Source organism: Micromonospora sp. U21 (assembly GCF_018070045.1).
Lineage (GTDB): Bacteria > Actinomycetota > Actinomycetes > Mycobacteriales > Micromonosporaceae > Micromonospora.
Map to the genome: position 1 here is coordinate 122471 of NZ_JAGPYK010000007.1, position 17437 is coordinate 139907.

The 17437-nt window shown below is 71.8% G+C and carries 20 protein-coding genes and 1 tRNA gene; 14 read left to right on the forward strand and 7 right to left on the reverse strand.

The features are described 5' to 3' along the window. Positions 1-18: 18 nt before the first annotated feature. Positions 19-1227 carry an amino acid deaminase/aldolase gene (locus KBX63_RS11925; RefSeq protein ID WP_210911073.1) on the reverse strand — a complete coding sequence of 403 codons (1209 nt, stop codon included), beginning with the start codon at positions 1225-1227 and terminating at the stop codon, positions 19-21. A 309-nt stretch (positions 1228-1536) separates the two neighbouring features. On the opposite strand from KBX63_RS11925, the gene tmk reads away from it, so the two are divergent. The 6 genes from tmk (at position 1537) to KBX63_RS11955 (ending at position 7489) form a co-directional block, all read left to right on the forward strand. After that, entirely contained in the window at positions 1537-3633 is a 2097-nt protein-coding gene (gene tmk, locus KBX63_RS11930; protein ID WP_210911235.1) for a dTMP kinase, read from the forward strand. Then, positions 3633-4889, forward strand: coding sequence for a DNA polymerase III subunit delta' (locus KBX63_RS11935; protein WP_210911074.1), 1257 nt, complete (start codon positions 3633-3635; stop codon positions 4887-4889). Before tmk ends, KBX63_RS11935 begins: the two co-directional genes overlap by 1 nt. A 145-nt stretch (positions 4890-5034) precedes the next feature. Continuing rightward, positions 5035-5364: a YbaB/EbfC family nucleoid-associated protein gene (locus KBX63_RS11940; RefSeq protein WP_053659404.1), complete on the forward strand. Its 330-nt coding sequence runs from the start codon at positions 5035-5037 to the stop codon at positions 5362-5364. A 1-nt stretch (position 5365) separates the two neighbouring features. Beyond that, entirely contained in the window at positions 5366-5671 is a 306-nt protein-coding gene (locus tag KBX63_RS11945) for a hypothetical protein (RefSeq protein WP_210911075.1), read from the forward strand. Then, entirely contained in the window at positions 5671-6351 is a 681-nt protein-coding gene (locus KBX63_RS11950) for a hypothetical protein (protein WP_210911076.1), read from the forward strand. Before KBX63_RS11945 ends, KBX63_RS11950 begins: the two co-directional genes overlap by 1 nt. A 298-nt stretch (positions 6352-6649) precedes the next feature. Continuing rightward, positions 6650-7489 (forward strand): regulatory iron-sulfur-containing complex subunit RicT, encoded by an 840-nt coding sequence (locus KBX63_RS11955; protein ID WP_210911077.1) that lies wholly within the window; start codon positions 6650-6652, stop codon positions 7487-7489. Between the two features lie 118 nt (positions 7490-7607). Here KBX63_RS11955 and KBX63_RS11960 read toward each other — a convergent pair whose 3' ends face one another. Further along, positions 7608-9503 carry a metallophosphoesterase gene (locus KBX63_RS11960; protein ID WP_374102213.1) on the reverse strand — a complete coding sequence of 632 codons (1896 nt, stop codon included), beginning with the start codon at positions 9501-9503 and terminating at the stop codon, positions 7608-7610. 12 nt (positions 9504-9515) lie between these two features. On the opposite strand from KBX63_RS11960, the gene KBX63_RS11965 reads away from it, so the two are divergent. Next, positions 9516-9589 (forward strand) — tRNA-Thr (locus KBX63_RS11965). A 17-nt stretch (positions 9590-9606) separates the two neighbouring features. On the opposite strand, the gene KBX63_RS11970 is transcribed toward KBX63_RS11965, so the two are convergent. Next, a complete protein-coding gene (locus KBX63_RS11970) occupies positions 9607-10104 on the reverse strand; it encodes a tyrosine-type recombinase/integrase (protein ID WP_307871695.1) in 498 nt (165 codons plus the stop codon). 520 nt (positions 10105-10624) lie between these two features. Here KBX63_RS11970 and KBX63_RS11975 point away from each other — a divergent pair. Both KBX63_RS11975 and KBX63_RS11980 read left to right on the forward strand, forming a co-directional pair. Beyond that, complete coding sequence (locus tag KBX63_RS11975) at positions 10625-11011, forward strand: hypothetical protein (RefSeq protein WP_210911079.1); 387 nt, start codon at positions 10625-10627, stop codon at positions 11009-11011. A 280-nt stretch (positions 11012-11291) separates the two neighbouring features. Then, positions 11292-11657, forward strand: coding sequence for a hypothetical protein (locus KBX63_RS11980; protein ID WP_210911080.1), 366 nt, complete (start codon positions 11292-11294; stop codon positions 11655-11657). Positions 11658-12007: 350 nt separating this feature from the next. Here the strand turns inward: KBX63_RS11980 and KBX63_RS36700 are convergent, their stop codons facing one another. Continuing rightward, positions 12008-12148, reverse strand: coding sequence for a DUF4267 domain-containing protein (locus tag KBX63_RS36700; RefSeq protein WP_374102214.1), 141 nt, complete (start codon positions 12146-12148; stop codon positions 12008-12010). After that, positions 12093-12386 (reverse strand): DUF4267 domain-containing protein, encoded by a 294-nt coding sequence (locus tag KBX63_RS36705; protein ID WP_374102215.1) that lies wholly within the window; start codon positions 12384-12386, stop codon positions 12093-12095. Before KBX63_RS36705 ends, KBX63_RS36700 begins: the two co-directional genes overlap by 56 nt. A gap of 113 nt (positions 12387-12499) precedes the next feature. Here KBX63_RS36705 and KBX63_RS11990 point away from each other — a divergent pair, with 113 nt between their 5' ends. Beyond that, a complete protein-coding gene (locus KBX63_RS11990; RefSeq protein WP_210911082.1) occupies positions 12500-13090 on the forward strand; it encodes a TetR/AcrR family transcriptional regulator in 591 nt (196 codons plus the stop codon). 24 nt (positions 13091-13114) lie between these two features. Here the strand turns inward: KBX63_RS11990 and KBX63_RS11995 are convergent, their stop codons facing one another. After that, on the reverse strand, positions 13115-13759 hold the full coding sequence (locus KBX63_RS11995) for a class I SAM-dependent methyltransferase (protein WP_210911083.1): 645 nt from the start codon (positions 13757-13759) through the stop codon (positions 13115-13117). A 166-nt stretch (positions 13760-13925) separates the two neighbouring features. Here KBX63_RS11995 and KBX63_RS12000 point away from each other — a divergent pair, with 166 nt between their 5' ends. After that, a complete protein-coding gene (locus KBX63_RS12000) occupies positions 13926-14333 on the forward strand; it encodes a VOC family protein (protein WP_210911084.1) in 408 nt (135 codons plus the stop codon). A gap of 115 nt (positions 14334-14448) precedes the next feature. Here KBX63_RS12000 and KBX63_RS12005 read toward each other — a convergent pair whose 3' ends face one another. Next, positions 14449-15066: a pyridoxamine 5'-phosphate oxidase family protein gene (locus tag KBX63_RS12005; RefSeq protein ID WP_210911085.1), complete on the reverse strand. Its 618-nt coding sequence runs from the start codon at positions 15064-15066 to the stop codon at positions 14449-14451. Between the two features lie 167 nt (positions 15067-15233). On the opposite strand from KBX63_RS12005, the gene KBX63_RS12010 reads away from it, so the two are divergent. From KBX63_RS12010 to KBX63_RS12020, 3 genes are read left to right on the forward strand one after another with little or no spacing between them, the layout of a single operon-like run. Beyond that, positions 15234-15737 carry a DUF2231 domain-containing protein gene (locus KBX63_RS12010; RefSeq protein WP_210911086.1) on the forward strand — a complete coding sequence of 168 codons (504 nt, stop codon included), beginning with the start codon at positions 15234-15236 and terminating at the stop codon, positions 15735-15737. Further along, complete coding sequence (locus tag KBX63_RS12015) at positions 15737-16285, forward strand: Hsp20/alpha crystallin family protein (protein ID WP_210911087.1); 549 nt, start codon at positions 15737-15739, stop codon at positions 16283-16285. The genes KBX63_RS12010 and KBX63_RS12015 overlap by 1 nt, the downstream gene beginning before the upstream one ends. Positions 16286-16294: 9 nt before the next feature. Beyond that, the gene (locus tag KBX63_RS12020) at positions 16295-17419 is read left to right on the forward strand and encodes a glycosyltransferase family 9 protein (protein ID WP_210911088.1); all 1125 of its coding nucleotides are present in this window, start codon (positions 16295-16297) and stop codon (positions 17417-17419) included. Positions 17420-17437: the final 18 nt, after the last annotated feature.

Here is a 17437-nt window from a genome sequence, read left to right on the forward strand (position 1 = left end):
GGCAGCGGGGGGGGGGGGTCAGAGGAACGCCTGCCCCTCGCCCCGGTACGTGGGCACGGTCGCCACGATCGCGTCCCCGTCGACCAGGTGCACCTCGTTGACCCGTTCGCACAGCTCACCCGCCTTGGCATGCCGGAACCACACCCGGTCGCCGATGCGCAGGGTGGCTGCCGCCGCGCCGGCCAGCGGGGTCTGCACCTCGCCGGCGCCCTCGGTGCCGACCAGCTTCAGGCCGGTCGGCAGCCACGGTCGGGGCAGTCGGCTGTCGGCGGCGGGGCCGGAGGCGATCCAGCCCCCGCCGAGCACGGTCGCCAGCTCCGGCGTCGGTCGACGGACCACCGCGCAGGCGAAGAACGCGGCCGGGGTGGGACGCCAGGCGCGGTAGGCGTCGAACAGCGTCGGCCCGTACAGGCCCGATCCCGCGGTGACCTCGGTGACCGCGGGATCGGCGCTCGTCGCGGCCACGCTGCCGGTGCCGCCACCGTTGACGAACTCCAAATCCGCGTGCTCACGGACCGCGTCCACCGCCGCGCTCCGGCGGGCCAGCAACTCGCGGTACGACCCGCGCTGGGCCAGCCGGATCGCGCCGGCCAGCAGCGCCTGCCCCGGCGGGGCGTCGCCCAGGCCGGCGATCTGCGCCTCGTACGACATGAGGCCGACCAGCCGGAAGCCGGCGCGGCCGGCGACGGCGGCGGCGAGCGCGCCGGCCGCTCGGGCGCTGTGCACCGGTGAGCGGCGGACGCCGACGTGCACCCGCCCGCGCAGCGGTCGCCAGGAGGCGTCCAGGTCCAGGCAGAGCCGCAGCTCGGCGCGCTGCCCGGGGGCCTGTACGGCGTCGATGAGGTCGAGCTGCCCGGTGCCGTCGATCATCAGGGTGATCGCGGCGGCCAGCGCCGGGTCGGCGGCCAGCTCGGCGAGCGCCGAGCGGTCCGCACTGGGGTACGCGACCAGCACGTCGTCGCTCACTCCGGCGCGGACCAGCCAGATCGCCTCGGGCAGGGTGAACGCCATCACGCCCCGCCAGCCGGGCCGGGCGAGCGCCCGGCTGATCAGCTCCCGGCTGCGGACCGACTTGCTGGCCAGTCGGACCGGTTTGCCGGCGGCGCGGTCGGCCAGGGCGGCCGAGTTGGCGTCGAAGGCGGTGAGATCCACCACCGCGTACGGCGGGTCGAGGTGGGCGGTCGCCCGATCCAGGCGCTCGCGAAGTTTGTCGCTTTCGATGGCCACGTGTGCACGCTAACTGTCTGACGGCGAATGCGAAACACCCTCGCGTACGGCCCGGGCTGCGGTCGGTGCCTTCGGCGGCCTAGGCTCAGCGAGCAGGAGAATGTCGCGAGTGGGGTGGCTCCCCACCGGGTCTAGAGTGTTCCACCGGGGGTGCCCAGCGATGGGCCGGCACGTGGAGGTACGGCCATCGAAAGCCAGAACAGCGGCGAGTCGCGCGGCGTGTCGCGCTCGGGCGACCAGTCGGGCAACGCCGCCAAGCAGCCCAACGGCGGCCAGGTTGATCCGTCCGGTTATGCCGCGATCCGCTCCGTGCTGCGCATCCGGCCGTTCCGGCGGCTCTGGATCGTGCTCGGCGCGGCCTCCTTCGGCGACTGGTTCGGCCTGCTGGCCACCTCGGTCTTCGCCGCCGCCCAGGTGCAGGGCAGCACCGCGAAGGGCGCGGCCTTCGGTGGCGTCATCGCGATCCGGCTGCTCCCCGCGCTGGTGCTCGGGCCGATCGCCGGCGTGCTCGCCGACCGGTTCGACCGCCGCTGGACGATGGTCATCTGCGACGTGCTCCGGTTCGTGCTCTTCGCCTCGATCCCGATGGTGGCGCTGGCTGGCGCGAGTGGCGCGGTGGTGGTCCTCTGGGCGACCGTCGCGACCTTCCTGATCGAGTCGATCACGCTGATCTGGATTCCGGCCAAGGAGGCGGCGGTCCCCAACCTGATCCCGCGGACCCGGCTGGAGGCGGCCAACCAGCTCACGCTGATCACCACGTACGGCCTCACCCCGATCCTCGCGGCGCTGGTGGCCGCGGCGCTCGACCGCAGCGTCCGGGCCGTCGCCGGCGGCGACCTCGGCTGGGCGGAGCCCGCCCAACTCGCGCTCTGGGTCAACTCCTTCTCCCGGCTGGCCACGGCCCTCGTGGTGGCGTTCGGGATCAAGGAGATCAGCCAGGCGCAGACCGGCGAACGGCAGCGCACCGAGCAGAGCATGCGGCACCAGTTCGCCGAGGGCTGGAAGTACATCAGCCAGACTCGGCTCGTCCGCGGCCTGGTGCTCGGCATCTTCGGCGCGTTCGCCGGCGGCGGCATCGTGATCGGCACGGCCAAGTTCTTCGCCGCCTCGCTCGGTGCCGGTGACGCCGCCTTCTTCCTGCTCTTCGGCGCCATCTTCGTTGGCCTGGCGCTCGGCCTCGGGCTCGGCCCGATGATCGTCAAGGAGATGTCCCGGCGTCGCTGGTTCGGCATGAGCATCGTGCTGGCCAGCGCCGCGGTAATGACCCTCGCATTCGCCATCCACCTGTCCATGGCGATCGTCGGCGCGGTGCTGGTCGGCGCCGGTGCCGGGATGGCCTTCCTGGCCGGCACCACGCTGCTGGGCGGCGAGGTGGCCGACGAGGTGCGCGGCCGGGTCTTCGCGGTGGTGCAGATCGGCACCCGGCTGGTGCTGATCCTGGCCATCGGGCTGAGCAGCGTGTTGGTCGGCGTCGGCGGCTCCCGCCAGCTGACCATCGCCGACCTCGGCATCTCCGTCTCCTCCACGCGACTGCTGCTGCTCGCCGCCGGGGTCGCCGGCATCTTCGCCGGGATCAGCGCGTTCGGCCAGATGGACGACAAGAAGGGCGTTCCGGTCCTCGCCGACCTCTGGGGCTCCATCCGGGGTCGTCCGCTGATGCCGGCCGAGCCGTTCGTCTCCGCCGGGCTCTTCGTGGTCTTCGAGGGCGGGGAGGGCGCCGGCAAGTCCACCCAGCTCGCCGCTCTCGCCGAGCGGCTCCGCGGCCAGGGGCGCGACGTCGTGGTCACCCGCGAGCCGGGGGCGACCACCGTCGGGCAACGGATCCGGTCGCTGGTGCTGGACAACTCCGGCGACGAGGCGCCCTCGCCGCGCGCCGAGGCGCTGCTCTACGCCGCCGACCGGGCGCACCACGTGGCCGCCGTGGTGCGGCCCGCGCTGGTCCGGGGCGGTGTGGTGATCAGCGACCGGTACGTCGACTCGTCCCTGGCGTACCAGGGCGCCGGGCGGACCCTCCCGGTCGACGAGGTCTCCTGGCTCTCCTCCTGGGCCACCGGTGGGCTCAAGCCCGACCTGGTGGTGCTGCTGGACGTCGAGCCGCAGACCGGCCTGTCCAGGGTGGCATCGCGCAGCGAGGGCGCCGACCGGCTGGAGGCCGAGTCGATCGCGTTCCACGAGCGCGTCCGGTACGCCTTCCTCGACCTGGCCGCCGCCGACCCGAAGCGTTACCTGGTGCTCGACGCGTCCCGGCCGGCCGAGGAGATCACCGAGCAGGTGGTCCGGCGGATCGAGGAGACGCTCGGCAAGCCGGGTGGCATCGTGCACCCCCGGCCCGCGCAGGGCCCGGACACCTCGGTGCAGCCTGAGTTATCCGACGCGGAGCTGGTGACGATGGAGCACAAGACCTGATGCCGGACGTCTTCGCCGACCTGGTCGGTCAGGACGAGGCGGTGACCGAGCTGCGCCGGGCCGCCGCCGCAGCGGCATCCGTGCTGCGCGTGGGCGCCGCCGACCGTGCGCCCGCGCTGGTCGCCGCCGGCACGGACGACGGGACCGGTGTGCCGGCCGGGGTCGACCCGAGCGCCGGGATGACCCACGCCTGGATCTTCACCGGGCCGCCCGGCTCCGGCCGTTCGGTCGCCGCGCGGGCCTTCGCCGCCGCCCTGCAGTGCGTCCACGGCACCGGCTGCGGCGAGTGCCCCGGCTGCCACACCACGATGGGCGGCACCCACGCCGACGTCCGGATGGTGGTGCCGGAGGGGCTCTCCATCGGCGTCGGCGAGATGCGCGCGCTGGTGCTCCGCGCGGCCAGCACCCCGTCCGGCGGGCGCTGGCAGGTGGTGGTCATCGAGGACGCCGACCGGCTCACCGAGGCGGCCGGCAACGCGCTGCTCAAGGCGATCGAGGAGCCCCCGCCGCGTACCGTGTTCCTGCTCTGCGCCCCGTCCACCCACCCGGACGACATCTCGGTGACCATCCGGTCGCGCTGCCGGGTCGTACCCCTGCGGCAGCCGCCGGCCGCGGCGGTGGCCGAGGTGCTGGTCCGTCGGGACGGCGTGGCGCCCGACGTGGCGCAGTGGGCGGCGGCGGCCGCGCAGGGGCACGTGGGCCGGGCCCGACGGCTGGCCCGCGACCCGGAGGCCCGCAAGCGGCGCGAGGCTGTGCTCGCCGTGCCGCGCCGGCTGACCGGCGTCGGCGCGGCGTTCGACGCGGCGTCCGCGCTGATCGAGGCGGCCGAGGCGGAGGCCGAGGCGTCGGTCAGTGAGGCCGACACGGCCGAGCGGGCGGCGCTGGAGACCGCGCTCGGTGCCGGCGGCACCGGCCGGGGCGCGGCCGGCGCCATCCGGGGCGCGGCCGGGCAGCTCAAGGACCTGGAGAAGCGGCAGAAGTCGCGGGCCACCCGGGCGCAGCGGGACGCGCTGGACCGGGCGCTGGTCGACCTGGCGGGCTTCTACCGGGACGCGCTCACCATGGCGCTGCGTGCCCCGGTCGCCGCGGTGCACACCGACACCGCCGCGCTGGCCGGCGCCGGGGCGCAGAAGTGGGACGCCGAGGGGTCGCTGCGCCGGCTGGAGGCCGTGCTCGCCTGCCGGGCGGCGATCGAGGCGAACGTCAAGCCACGGATCGCCGTCGAGGCGATGATGCTCGCCCTCTGGAAGGGCTGACCCGCAGCTTTCCTGGCACGGTCCCGTGCGGCGGACCGGTCATCCACAGGCATCGACACGCACGATTGCTGTGCGGTACGGTCCGGTGTGCTGTTGTGACGGTGACGGCACGCTCAGTGATGGGTCATCCGGGAGGAGTCGGCCGATGCCGCGGGGGGAGATCGACGAAGCCTGGATCGAGGAGGCGGTGCGGCGCTACCGCCGGATCGAGTCGCTCCAGGCCGAGTTCGACCAGGCGGTGTCGACCGTCGAGGTCACCGTCCGGTCGCCGGACGGGCTGGTCGAGGTGGTGGTCACCGCCGGTGGGCGGATCACCGACGTCCGGTTCCTCGGGCCGCTGCACAGCCGCAGCCCGCGGGACGTGGCCGGCTCCGTGCAGGCCGCGGTCACCGCCGCGGCCGACGCCGCCGAGTGGGCCCGGGAGAAGCTGCACAACGAGACGTTCGCCGCCTACCGACCGCTCGCGGGGGCCTGAGATGGACGCACTGCGCACGCTCTCCGCCCGGCTGGACGAGGCGAGCGCCACGCTCACCGCCCTGTCCCGCACGGTCACCGCCAGTGATCCGGCCGCGGCCGCCTTCGGCACGGACGCCCCGGGGCGTCCCGGCGAGATCGGCCGCGCCCTGCACCGGCAGTGGACCGCCGCCACCGACGACCGGGCCCGCGAGGCACGCGCCGCCGCCAATCGGCTGGCCGCCGCCGCCTCGGCCGTGCGCGAGGCCGCCGACCGCTACGGCGAGGTCGACCGGGCCGCCCGCCGCCGCATCACCGGGGAGCCCTGATGGACCCGCTGGACCGGCTCGCCGAGCCCGGCCTGGACCTGCTGCGCCGGGTGGACACACTGCTCGCCGCCGGTGTCCCGGAGGGCCACCGGGTGTGGCCGCTGCTGCGCCGGATGCAGGTGCTCCCGGGCGACGCGGTCCGCGGCTTCCTCGACCTCCATCCGGCACCGCTCGCTGGCGCCGGGCACGCGGTGCGCCGGCTGGTCCGGGGGTACGACGACGTCTCCGCCGCGCTCACCGACCCGGTTTTCTGGTCCGGCCCGGCCGCCTCGGCGTACGGGCAGGAGCGGGCTGCGCTGCTGCGCCACCTCGACGAGGGGCCGGAGAGCCTGGTCGGGCGCCTGGAGTCCACCGCCGGATACGCCGACGCCCTCGCCGACTGGGTGGATGGCACCCGCCTCGCCCTGGCCCGCACCCTGGCCGACATTCTTCGCTCGGCCGAGGCGGTTGCCGTGGTCGCCGCCACCGCCACGGGCACGCCACTCCGGCCCGGCCCGGTGGGGCCCGGCGTGGCCGATGCGGCCGAGATCGCCGCCCGGGTGCTGGCGGTGCTCTGCGTCGCGTACGACGGTGCGGAGACGCTGCTGCGCCAGTGGGCGCCGAGCCTGGCCGAGTCCGCCTGGCGGCCGCCGGTGGACGGTCGACCCCGGTACGACCAGGCCACCCGGGTCGGCTGGTAGCCGGCCGCCGCGCCACCGGACAGGCCACGGCGTCGCCCGCGGGCGCTCGGCCTGAGCCGGCACCGGCGGCGACGCCGTGGTCTTCCCCCTGCACCCCCCGCAGGTCTGCCTCCACTCAACGCCGCCCGGACGCGTTTGTCCCCTACCGCGGCCCGGATTCAACCGTCCGGGCGAGGAGTAACGGCACGACGGGTGGCTCGGCAATCGGTCAAGTCGACGGTCATGGATGGCAGCGGGGGGTAGTCGTCCGGCGACGGCCGGCGCGCCCTTCGGCGGGGATCCGTCGTAGGGTGGGTGCATGGGCATGCTCTGCGCGGTCAGCTTCAACCGGTACGGGCGCCTCTACTACCTCGACCCCGGTGAGTTGCGCCCGCAGGTCGGCGACAAGGTGCTGGTGCCGACCGACGACGGGCCCGAGGTGGCCGAGTGCGTCTGGGCCGCGCAGTGGGTGACCGAGGAGACCGAAGGCTTCCCCCGGCTGGTGGGGCTGGCCGGCGACGACGATCTGAGCCGGGACGAGGCGCTGCGTCGGCGCAAGGCCGAGGCCAAGGTGGCCGCGAAGCGGCTGATCCGCGCGCATGGCCTGCCGATGAAGGTGGTGGCCGTCGACCACGTGCTCGGCTCCGCCGAGGGCGGCGGCGAACGCAGCACGGTCTACTTCACCGCGCCGCACCGTGTGGACTTCCGCTCCCTGGTCCGTGACCTGGGCGCCACCCTGCACTGTCGCGTCGAGCTGCGGCAGCTCTCCGCACGGGACTCGGCGCGGGTGCAGGGCGGCATCGGCTCGTGCGGCCGGGACCTGTGCTGCGCCACGTTCCTCACCGACTTCGAGCCGGTGACCATCCGGATGGCCAAGGACCAGGACCTGCCGCTGAATCCGCTGCGCATCTCCGGGGCGTGCGGCCGGCTGATGTGTTGCCTGAAGTACGAACACCCGCTCTACCAGCGCTTCCAGGAGACCGCCCCGGCCGTCGGCAGCCGGGTCTCCACGCCGGAGGGCGAGGGCCGCGTGGTCGGCCACAGCGTCCCCCGTGACGCGGTGACGGTCCGGCTCGACGCCGACGGCTCCCGCTGCTCCTGCTCCCGCGCCTCCGTCTGCGCCCCCCGCCAGGCCCACGACCAGCACTACACCCCCTGACCCCGCCGGCCCCGGCCCCGCCTTCCCCCGGTTGGCCTTCCCCCCGTTGATCATGAATTTATTGCGCGCCGGGGCGGCGCGTCGCCCGCAATAACTTCATGATCAACGGGGCTGTGGGTCAGGGCAGGACTATCGGGGGTTCGGCCAGGCGGGGGGTCAGCGGGGTTTTCGGCGTCAGCCAGCTTGCGGTGGGGGACTGGTCGGGGTTGACCTGCCAGTCGCGGGAGACCCGGTCGACCGCGATCGGATAGATGGTGAGGGTGCCGTCGGGGTCGATGCGCAGCCGCAGGAACGCCTTGGAGTCCTCGATGCCCTGACCGGCGAAGAGCTCGTTGACGTTCACCCCGAACGACCCCGCCACCAACAGGTACGCCGCCACCAGCTGACTGGCCACCAGCCCGCTCACCGGGCCGTAGAGCACCGCCGCGGCGACCACCGGCAGCGGCCACGGCCAGTCGTAGAACGGCAGCGCCAACCAGGCCCAGGTGCCGGCGGCGGCCAGCCCGACGTGTGCCAGGCCGTGGCTGACGCCGAGGATCCAGTGCCGGGCGTGCCGCTTGCCGTTCGCGCTGGGTGGCTTGGCGAACAGGGCCGCCGCCAGCACCGTCACGAGCAGCATCATCACCAGCGGGACGGTGAACAGCCGCTGCTCGGTGGTGTCCGCCCAGTTCGCGGCCGCGCCCGCCATGGCCAGCATCAGGAGCGTGTGCAGGGTGCCGAGCAGTGTGGTGAAACCGGGGTTGCGGAACGGCAGCCGGGGGAAGATGCCCCAGCCGTAGCGACGGGAGCGGGCCGCGTCCGGATAGCGGGCCACCAGGTCGTACGGCTGGGCGCGGCTGGCCCGCCGGGCCAGGGTGTCCCGCGGCGGCACCTCGATGCGCTCCGGCAGCTTGTGCGTCGGGTAGAGGTACGCCCCGCCGCCGCCACAGGTGATCAGCTGCCGGTCCGGTCCCGCGTAGCGGGCGTAGTGGTGCAGGTCGCCCGAGAGCAGCAGCCGGACCTGGGCACCGGTCGGGTCGATGATCGTCCGGATGAAGTAGTCGACCGAGTCGTACGCCGTCGGATGGTCGGCGGCCTTGACCCAGGTCGGCGCCGGCGTCGCGATGATCACCTTCGACTCGGGGCCGAGCCGTCGAGCCACCTCGTCGAAGTACGCCAACTGCGGGTCGTCCAGGTACGAGCCGGACTGGTCGTCCACGCCGAGCAGCCACCAGCCGGCCGGCAGTTCCACCGCGAAGTACGAGCGCGACTGCCCGGTGCCCCAACCGCCGAAGTGCCGGTCCCGGGAGCGGACGAACAACCGCAGGAAGGCGGTCAGGCCGTCGTACCAGTCGTGGTTGCCGGGCACCGCGAAGAGGGTGGGCCGCTCCGGCGGGGTCCCCGGCAGCGCTGCCTGGTAGGGGCCCTTGCACCGGTCCTCGTACGAGGCGTACGCCGCCGACGGGTACACCTGGTCGCCGCCCATCACCAGGGTCTGCGCCCGGGGCAGCCGGTGCCCGTCCAAGGCCAGCTCCGGCTGTGCCAGCAGGTACGCCACCGAGTAGGTGGCGTTGAAGCCGTCGCCCAGGTCGGCCACGTAGTCGAGCCACAGCCCGCCGTCCGGCCCGGCCTGGCGGAAGGCGTCGTCGCCGAACGCGTTCTGCAACTCGCGCTTGTCCAGGTACGCCCCGAAGAGCATCGCCAGCAGCGTCCGGATGCCGGTGCTGATCAGCAGGAAGGGCGCCAGCCACGGGACCGGCTTGCGCGGGGTGAAGCCCAGCTCCAGCGGGTCCGTGGTGCGGGGTCGATGGGCGACCCGCTCGCCGGCCGGCGGGCCGTCGGGACGCCCGTCCGCCGGGTCCTGCTGGTCGGGGGTGTCGAGGGGGGCGTGATCGTCGCTCACCCGCCGCAGCGTAGTACCGACACCTCTGATCCGCTGTCCGGTAAACGTCCAGATGGCGGCCGATGTCCGGTTGGTGGCAGCGGCCGGGGAGGGGGTATCCCGTTCGGGCGACCGCCGTGGGGTGCCGTACACTTGACGATCGTTGCCGCCTTAGCTCAGTCGGCTAGAGCGACGCACTCGTAATGCGTAGGTCGACGGTTCGATTCCGTCAGGCGGCTCGGTACGGAAGCCCAGGTCAACGACCTGGGCTTCGCCGTTTCCCAAGGTCAATCACGCCGCCGTCTGTGGTGCCGGTCCTTAGATAGTCCTTGTCCCGTGCAGTGACCGCCTCGTCCAAGCGGTTGGCGACCGCGTCCAGGTCGTCACCGAACAGGCCGGCATACACGTCCAGGGTCATCGACGCCGAGGCGTGGCCGAGCATCCGCTGCACCGCCTTGACGTTAGCGCCCGCCGCCACGGCCAGACTCGCCGCCGTGTGCCTGAGATCGTGCGGAGTCAACCCGGCCAGCCCGACCGACGCCGACGCCGGCGCGAAGACCCGCGACCGGAAGTTGGTGTTGCGCAGCGGCCCGCCGTTCGGGGCGGTGAACACCAGCGCGGCCCGGCCCTTACCGACGATGTGCGCGGCCAGCTCGTCGACGAGGAAGCGCGGGATCGGCACAGACCGGCGTTGGTGGTTCTTCGGCGTCCCCTCGACCAGGTTCCCGCCGACCTCCGCGAAGGCGACCGCCACTGTCAACCGCCGCCGCAGCAGATCAAGGCGGCCCGCAAGCGGGCCGCGCCGGCCCGGCCCCGGCCTGCTGGCGACCTCCGGCCGGCATCGGCCGGGCCGGCCGGCCATGCTTACGAGCTACAAGAGCTTGAAGACCTCGGGGCTCCGCCCCGAGCCCCGACCCTCCTCAGAGATCAGCCGGACGCGGATCACCTCATCGGGCACCACAAGGGCTACCAGCCTCCCGGGACGGGGACAAGGTGGAGCGCCCTACCGGACGAACGACCTTGGCCCCGTCCCGGGAGGCTGGACGGTCTACGACTGCCCGACGAGGACATCCGCTGGCAAGGCTGGTTCCACCTAACGCCGTCTCATTGATGCACTTGCAGATGGCGGCTATCCTGCCAAAATGCCAACTGCGCGTGATCCGAGGCAGGAAACCTCTCAACGCGGTTCACTCGCTATCTTCGGAGCCGTCGTGATGCTTGTCGGATGCGCGGTCCCTGGTCCTAGTGCGCCTGCTGCGAAAGAGCCGATTCCCATGACGGAATCGGAGCTGGTGGGGACGTGGATCGAAGAGCGGGACGACTCAGTGCTGGTCTTCAAGTCGGACCACCTGTTCACGGCCACGAATTTGCCGCATCACATGTTCGATGCGTTTCCGGAGGATCTTCCGCCGGGATTCCAGCCAGGGCGAGACAAGCTACCGGCGGAAGGTCGTTGGTTTCTAGCGAATCCGGGCCGAATACACGACATCGGTATTGACATCGACGCTCTTGCCGGCAGCGCCAACGGCGGGCGTTACATCTTGAGATGGGAGAGGTCGGACGGCGGTTTAACCGTCAACTACTATGTCGGTGATCCGGACTTGGAAAATCGGATCACGTATCGAAAATGTCAAAAGGACTGCCCCGTAGCCTCCTCCTGACAGTGCCGCCGCAGGCTACGACGGCTTCGCGAGCGTCGCAGCCCGACAGGAGCCTTGATCTTTGCAAGGCAGAGGTCTGCGGCGTGCCATTAGCGTGCCATTCGTCTGGGACAACAGGGGCCAGCCGAGGCCACGCGAGACTACCGAGACCAGGCCGTCAAGCCCGGGGCCTGCCGGAGATCGACAATTCCCAAGCTGACAGTGCGAGGTGGATCCCTGCAGAGCGATCGTCGCCGCCACGGAGACGTTGGGCACGCAGGCCAGGGTCTATGGTGTCGCGGTGGATGATCACACCACCGAGACCTCCGGACACTCGGACCAGCATGAGATGTTCAGATCCCTGCCCTTCCCCTTCAGCGGCGGCCGGTTCCCCGACAATCTGGGGGCAGTGGTACAGCGCACGGTGCTGGAGGGTAGAGAGCCGGCGCGCGAGGTGATCCACAACGACGACAACTCCTGGATGGTCGGCGATGGCGTCAACGATCCGAACCAGCCTGGCGCAGTAGTCGCGACATGCATCAGGCATGTCATCGAGCTGAACTCATCGGTGGCTCAACTCGCCAGCCTCCCGCTTGGTCAGTCGGCTTTCCGGAAGAACCCAGGCGGGCCATGGGTGATCGAACCTCACTCCTGGTCGGAGGAGTAATCTACCGACCACCACATGCCCGCACGTGTGGCCTGCCTCAGTCCTCATCCAGTCCTTAAGAGGCCGGACCGCGACCACCGGCATTGAGAGATGTCGAGAGACATATCAGCAGCTCGGGCGGGGTTTTGCCAGGTAGGCAGATGTAGGCAACTTGATCTCGTAATGCGTAGGTCGACGGTTCGATTCCGTCAGGCGGCTCGGTACGGAAGCCCAGGTCATCGACCTGGGCTTCGCCGTTTCCCGAGGTCGATCAGGGCGGCGCTGGCGGGTCGAGGCCGAAGACCAACGTCGCCCGAAGGTTCACCCATTTGTCCGTGCAGGCAATAGCCGGCCAGCGGCGCGACACGGGATTACGCGACGAGCAGGAGCACGCTGATCGCCAGCATCACCGCGGCGGTGGCCCCGTGGATACCGTAAACGGCCGACTTGGGCCCGTTACTGCGCAGCACGATCAGTGCGTCGCCGACGGGTATGCCGGTGGCGGCCAGCATGAACCAACCCAGCAGGTGGGGTGTCGCTCCAGCCAGCAGGATGAGGATGAAGAGCCCCGAGGCGATGTCCGCGCACGGCCTTGACGGACAGCCAGGCCTGGAAGTTCCGGTCCTCGGTCGGCGTGCCGGGGATACCAAAGCCCGCTGCGGCCTGCGGTGCCCAGAACGCTCGAGCGCCCATGAAGATGATGCCTGCGCCGATCAGTCCGGCGAGCACGTTGGCGACGTTGGTGAGCATGGATTGCTTCCCCTCTCGGCGGCAGCACCCGGAGCGATTCCTGTCGGCGCTAGTAGTGATAGCGACGATAGACCTAGCTTCGAAAGGATGTCTAGCCCTGCTAGGATTCCGTCATGTCCGCCGTCAACGAGCGCCGTGAACGTGAACGCGCCCACCGCCATCAGCTGATCATCACGGCCGCGCGCGAACTCGCGGAAGCCGAAGGCTGGGAGGCGGTGACGACGCGACGACTGGCTGAACGCGTGGAGTACAGCCAGCCGGTGCTGTACAGCCACTTCACTGGCAAGGACGCCATCGTGAGCGCTGTTGCCATCGACGGCTTCAGCGAACTCGCCGCCCACCTGCGGCGCGCGCGGCAGGCCGCCCCGGAGCAGGGGCAGACCCTGCGCGCCGTCTGCCGCGCCTACCTGAATTTCGCGGTCGAACGACCTGCCCTGTACCAGGCCATGTTCGTCCTGCACACCGACTTGAAGTTCGCGAGCGCCGAGACACCGCCCCCGCTACGGGCCGCTTTCGACGAGTTCGTCAGCTGCTTCCGTCCGGACAGCCAGCGCCGTGAACTGTTCGCCGAGGTCACCTGGAGCGCGTTGCACGGCATGGCTGTCCTGTCCGACAGCGGCCGCATCCTCCCGGACGGCCAGGAGGAACGGCTCGACTTCCTCGTCACTCAGATCGCTGACAGCGGGGCGTCAAGGGACGATTGAAAGGTCAGGGATCGGAGCCATGCCCTAGGGCTGGCGGCGTCCGAAGATGATCCCGCCGAGCGAACTCTCGGCCGAGGTGAGGGTCATCTGCGCCTCGACCGCGAATCCGGCCTCGCGCAGCCAGGCCGCCACCTGGGCGGGCTGGCGTCTGTGGACGTGAACCTTCATCGGGTGGCCGCCGTACCCCTGGGTCTTGAGCCTGGTTTCGTCGCCCACGTGGAAGCTGAGCAGAAGCGGGCCGCCGGGCCGCAACACCCGCCGGAAATGCGCGAAGACCGAGTTGACCTGGTCGTCGGGGATGTGGATCAGCGAGTACCAGGCGACCAGGCCGGCGACCGACGCCTCGGCCAGGTCGAGGTCGGTCATGGAACCCACCTCGAACCGCAGACCGGGGTGATCGCGCCGAGCCACATCGATCATTCCCGGCGACAGATCGATCCCGAAGGCGTCGACGCCGAGCCCATGCAGGTGTGCGGTGATCCGCCCTGGTCCGCAGCCCACGTCCGCGACCGGACCGCCACCGGCGGCGTGGACGAGGTCGGCGAACAACGCCAGAGTCGCTCGTTCGTAGGGTGTTTCGGCCAGGAGGTTGCCTACCATACGGGCATAACTGACAGCGACTGTGTCGTAGGAGGCGCGGGTGTCTGCCAACCAGCCTTCAACGTTCATGCGGCAACGCTAGATCAGGAACGTGTTCAGCCGACAGCAGCAGCGCGCCGGTGATCACGATGAAGAGCACGAGCAGCACCCACGGGCCGGCGGGTCCGATGACTTTCGGTGCCCGGCGCCGTCCATCCTGGAGACAGCGTCCGCCCGAAACCCTGGAGCCCGTTCCATGCCCTTCGCGCCCGTGATCATCAGTCTTCCCATCGCCGACCGCCCCACCTCACACCGCTTCTACCGTGACGGCCTCGGCCTGGAGACGGTTGGCGAGTTGGCCGACGACGGCATCCCCGAGCCGTTGCAGTTCGTGGTCAACGACGGGCTGCGGCTGATGCTCATCCCGACCGGCGGCTTCGGGTGGGTGATCGGCCGGCACGAGGTCGCCACGCGGGGGCAGAGCGAGTGCGTGCTCAGCCTCAGCGTCGCCTCTCCCGCCGAGGCGGATGCGATCGTCGAGCGCGCCCGCGCCGCCGGTGCCGAGGTGGTCACCGAGCCGGCAGCACAACCCTGGGGGTACGCGGGCGCCTTCGCCGACCCCGACGGTCACCTGTGGATGGTGTCTGCCGAGCCGGCGTCCTGAGCGGCACGACGGCTTTCGGCGCAGGCTGACCACCGATACGCTCGGCGGTGTGGTGGTAACCGCTCCAGGCTCTCCAGCAGACCCTCGTGCCGCCGGATCAGCCGTGGATGCTGGATCAGACGTAGATGGTTCGGACGTACTCCGGGCCGTAGTGCCGTTCCAGGTCTTCCAGGTTCTCCGTCGGCGCCTCGACCTCCTTGACAAGGCGGGCCCGGGACGGCAGCACCTCCGGCTGCCAGGTCTCCGGCTGCCACAACGCGGACCGCAGGAACGCCTTGGCGCAGTGGTAGAAGATCTGCTCGATCTCCACCACCACCGCGAGTACCGGCTGGTGCCCCTTGACCACCATGTCGTCGAACCAGGGTGCGTCCCGCACCAGTCGGGCCCGCCCGTTGATCCGCAGCGTGTCGGTCCTCCCGGGGATCATGAAGAGCAACCCGACGTGCGGATTGTCGAGGATGTTGCGGTAGCCGTCGGCCCGCCTGTTGCCCGGCCGTTCCGGCAGCGCGATCGTCGTGTCGTCCAGCACCAGGGCGAACCCGGCCGGGTCGCCCTTGGGCGAGACGTCGCAGCTACCGTCCGCGCCGGCCGTGGCCACCAGGCAGAACGGCGAGGCGGCCACCCACTGCCGGTCCCGCTCGTGCAGGCGGGGGCGCTCCTTGTTGGCGGCCCGCGCGTTCGGTACGCCGAGCAACTCGCGCAGCTCCTCGTGCGAGGTGATCTCCACCGTCACGTGATCCTCCCCCAGCCGTTGACCCGGGTGGCGGGTGCCACCGCCGCCAGCCTAGGCCGCGTGGCCAGCGCGAGGTTTGCCCCCGGTTGTCGGGGGTACGGCCTCACCCGACGCGCCCGCAGCACGACCCGTCACGCAGGACGCCGACCAGTGGAGGCTGGAAGAAGATGGAGAGCCGACTCAAGGTGCTGGGTCACCCAGTTCATCCGATGCTGGTCATGTTCCCGGTCGCGCTGCTGGTCACGGCGGTGCTGTTCGACGTGGTGGACGCCGTCGGCGGTCCCGACTTCCTCGGCGAGGTCGCGTACTGGAACATCACGGTCGGTCTGATCGGCGGCCTGCTGGCCGCCGCGGCCGGATCGTTCGACCTGCTGGCGATCCCGACGGGCACCCGCGCCAAGCGGGTGGGCCTGCTGCACGCCGGCGCGAACGTCGCGGTGATCCTGCTCTTCGCCGCCGTCTGGGCGGTCCGGCTCAACGCGGACTCCCGGGCCGCCGGCGGCTCGCTGATCGCCATCGAGGTGGTCGCGGTCGCCATCCTCGGCATCAGCGCCTGGCTCGGCGGGGAGCTGGTCGACCGGCTCGGCGTGGGCGTCGACCGCGAGGCCGGTCTGGATGCGCCCAGCTCGCTGCGGCCACCCGCGGCCACCCAGCGGATCGGAGAGGTGTGATGAGCGAGCAGCAGACCGGTGGCTTCGGCCGGGGATGGCGGGGCCGGCAGCAGGGCTGGGACCCGATGGGCGAGCTGCAGTCGCTGCGCGCCGAGCTGAGCCGGCTGGTCGGCGGCCGGGCCGGGACGTCCGACGTCGAGATGACCGAGACCGCGGACGGCTGGGAGGTCGTCGTCCGGCTGCCCGGGGTGGCACCGGAGGAGGTGGCGGTCGAGCTGGACGACCGGGAGCTGTGCGTACGGGCCCGATCCGAGGCGGAGGTCAACGCCGACCAGGGCATCCCGGGCGGTTTCGAGACCCGCGGCTTCGAATACCGCATCGACCTGCCGTCCCGGGTCGACCCGGAGGGCATCGACGCGGTGATGGACCACGGCCTGCTCCGGGTCCGGCTGCCCCGGGCGGCCCGACCCAGGCCGCGCACCATCACCGTCGGCCGCACCGGGCCGCGCGCCGGCGGCCTCTCCGCTGGTACACCGATGCCGGCCGATCCCGCCGCCGACCGCGAGCTGCACCGTCCGGACACCGTCGGCGAGACCGACCGGCCGTAACGGCACCGCGTGGTCACCCCGTCCCTGCTCGGCCCGACGGCCGGGCGCATCCCCGACGTGCAGCGGATCGCCGTGCTGCGCGCCAACGCGCTCGGCGACTTCCTGTTCGCCCTGCCGGCGCTGGACGCGCTGCGCGCCGCGTACCCGGAGGCGGAGATCGTGCTGCTCGGCGCGCCGTGGCACGCGAAGCTCTGGCGCGACCGGCCGGGCCCGGTGGACCGGGTGCTGGTGGTGCCGCCGGCGCCGGGCATCCGCACGCCGGAAGCGGGTGAGGCGGAGTCGTCGATGGACGACTTCGTGGCGGCGGCCAGGAGCGAGGGCTTTGACCTGGCGGTGCAGATCCACGGCGGCGGCGCCAACTCCAACCCGCTGGTCAGCGGCCTCGGCGCCCGGGTCACCGTGGGGCTGCGCGCCGACGACGCGCCGCCGCTCGACCGGTGGATCCGTTACGTCTACTACCAGCACGAGGTGATCCGCTACCTGGAGGCGGTGGCTCTCGTGGGTGCGCCGGCGACCACCATCGTGCCGGCGCTGGCCGTGACCGACGCCGACCGCGCGGAGGCGACCCAGGTGCTCGGCCCACCGGACCGACCCCGGGTGGCGCTGCATCCGGGCGCCACCGACACCCGACGCCGCTGGCCGGCCGAGCGGTTCGGCGAGGTGGCGCGCGAGCTGCACGGCGACGGCTACGAGGTGCTGGTCACCGGTACCCCCACCGAACGGGAGGTGGTGGACCGGGTGGTCGCGGCGGCGGGGGTGCCGGTCCGGCCGCAGGTGGGGACGCTCAGCCTCGGCGGGTTGGCCGCTTGCTACGCCGGCTGCGCCCTGGTCGTCTCCAACGACACCGGCCCGCTGCACCTGGCCGCCGCGGTGGGCACGCCGACGGTCGGCATCTACTGGGTCGGCAACCTGATCAACACGGCCAACCCGCTGCGCGGCCGGCACCGGCCGATCTGCTCCTGGGTGGTGCACTGCCCGGTCTGCGGGGTGGACTGCACGCCCGGCATCTACCCGCACCGACCCGGCGACGGCGAGTGCCCGCACCGGGATTCCTTCGTGAGCGACGTGCCGACGATCGAGGTGCTGGAGGCCGCCCGAGAGCTGCTCCAGACACAAGGAAGGGCACCTTCTTAACGCGTGCGGTAGAGCAGG

Coding starts and splice junctions, on each gene's coding strand:
- KBX63_RS11935 (WP_210911074.1), top strand. CDS start 3,633: ATGCCGGACGTCTTCGCCGACCTGGTCGGTCAGGACGAGGCGGTGACC.
- KBX63_RS11940 (WP_053659404.1), top strand. CDS start 5,035: ATGCCGCGGGGGGAGATCGACGAAGCCTGGATCGAGGAGGCGGTGCGG.
- KBX63_RS11945 (WP_210911075.1), top strand. CDS start 5,366: ATGGACGCACTGCGCACGCTCTCCGCCCGGCTGGACGAGGCGAGCGCC.
- KBX63_RS11950 (WP_210911076.1), top strand. CDS start 5,671: ATGGACCCGCTGGACCGGCTCGCCGAGCCCGGCCTGGACCTGCTGCGC.
- KBX63_RS11955 (WP_210911077.1), top strand. CDS start 6,650: ATGGGCATGCTCTGCGCGGTCAGCTTCAACCGGTACGGGCGCCTCTAC.
- KBX63_RS11975 (WP_210911079.1), top strand. CDS start 10,625: ATGACGGAATCGGAGCTGGTGGGGACGTGGATCGAAGAGCGGGACGAC.
- KBX63_RS36700 (WP_374102214.1), bottom strand. CDS start 12,148: ATGCTGGCCGCCACCGGCATACCCGTCGGCGACGCACTGATCGTGCTG.
- KBX63_RS36705 (WP_374102215.1), bottom strand. CDS start 12,386: ATGCTCACCAACGTCGCCAACGTGCTCGCCGGACTGATCGGCGCAGGC.
- KBX63_RS11990 (WP_210911082.1), top strand. CDS start 12,500: ATGTCCGCCGTCAACGAGCGCCGTGAACGTGAACGCGCCCACCGCCAT.
- KBX63_RS11995 (WP_210911083.1), bottom strand. CDS start 13,759: ATGAACGTTGAAGGCTGGTTGGCAGACACCCGCGCCTCCTACGACACA.
- KBX63_RS12000 (WP_210911084.1), top strand. CDS start 13,926: ATGCCCTTCGCGCCCGTGATCATCAGTCTTCCCATCGCCGACCGCCCC.
- KBX63_RS12010 (WP_210911086.1), top strand. CDS start 15,234: ATGGAGAGCCGACTCAAGGTGCTGGGTCACCCAGTTCATCCGATGCTG.
- KBX63_RS12015 (WP_210911087.1), top strand. CDS start 15,737: ATGAGCGAGCAGCAGACCGGTGGCTTCGGCCGGGGATGGCGGGGCCGG.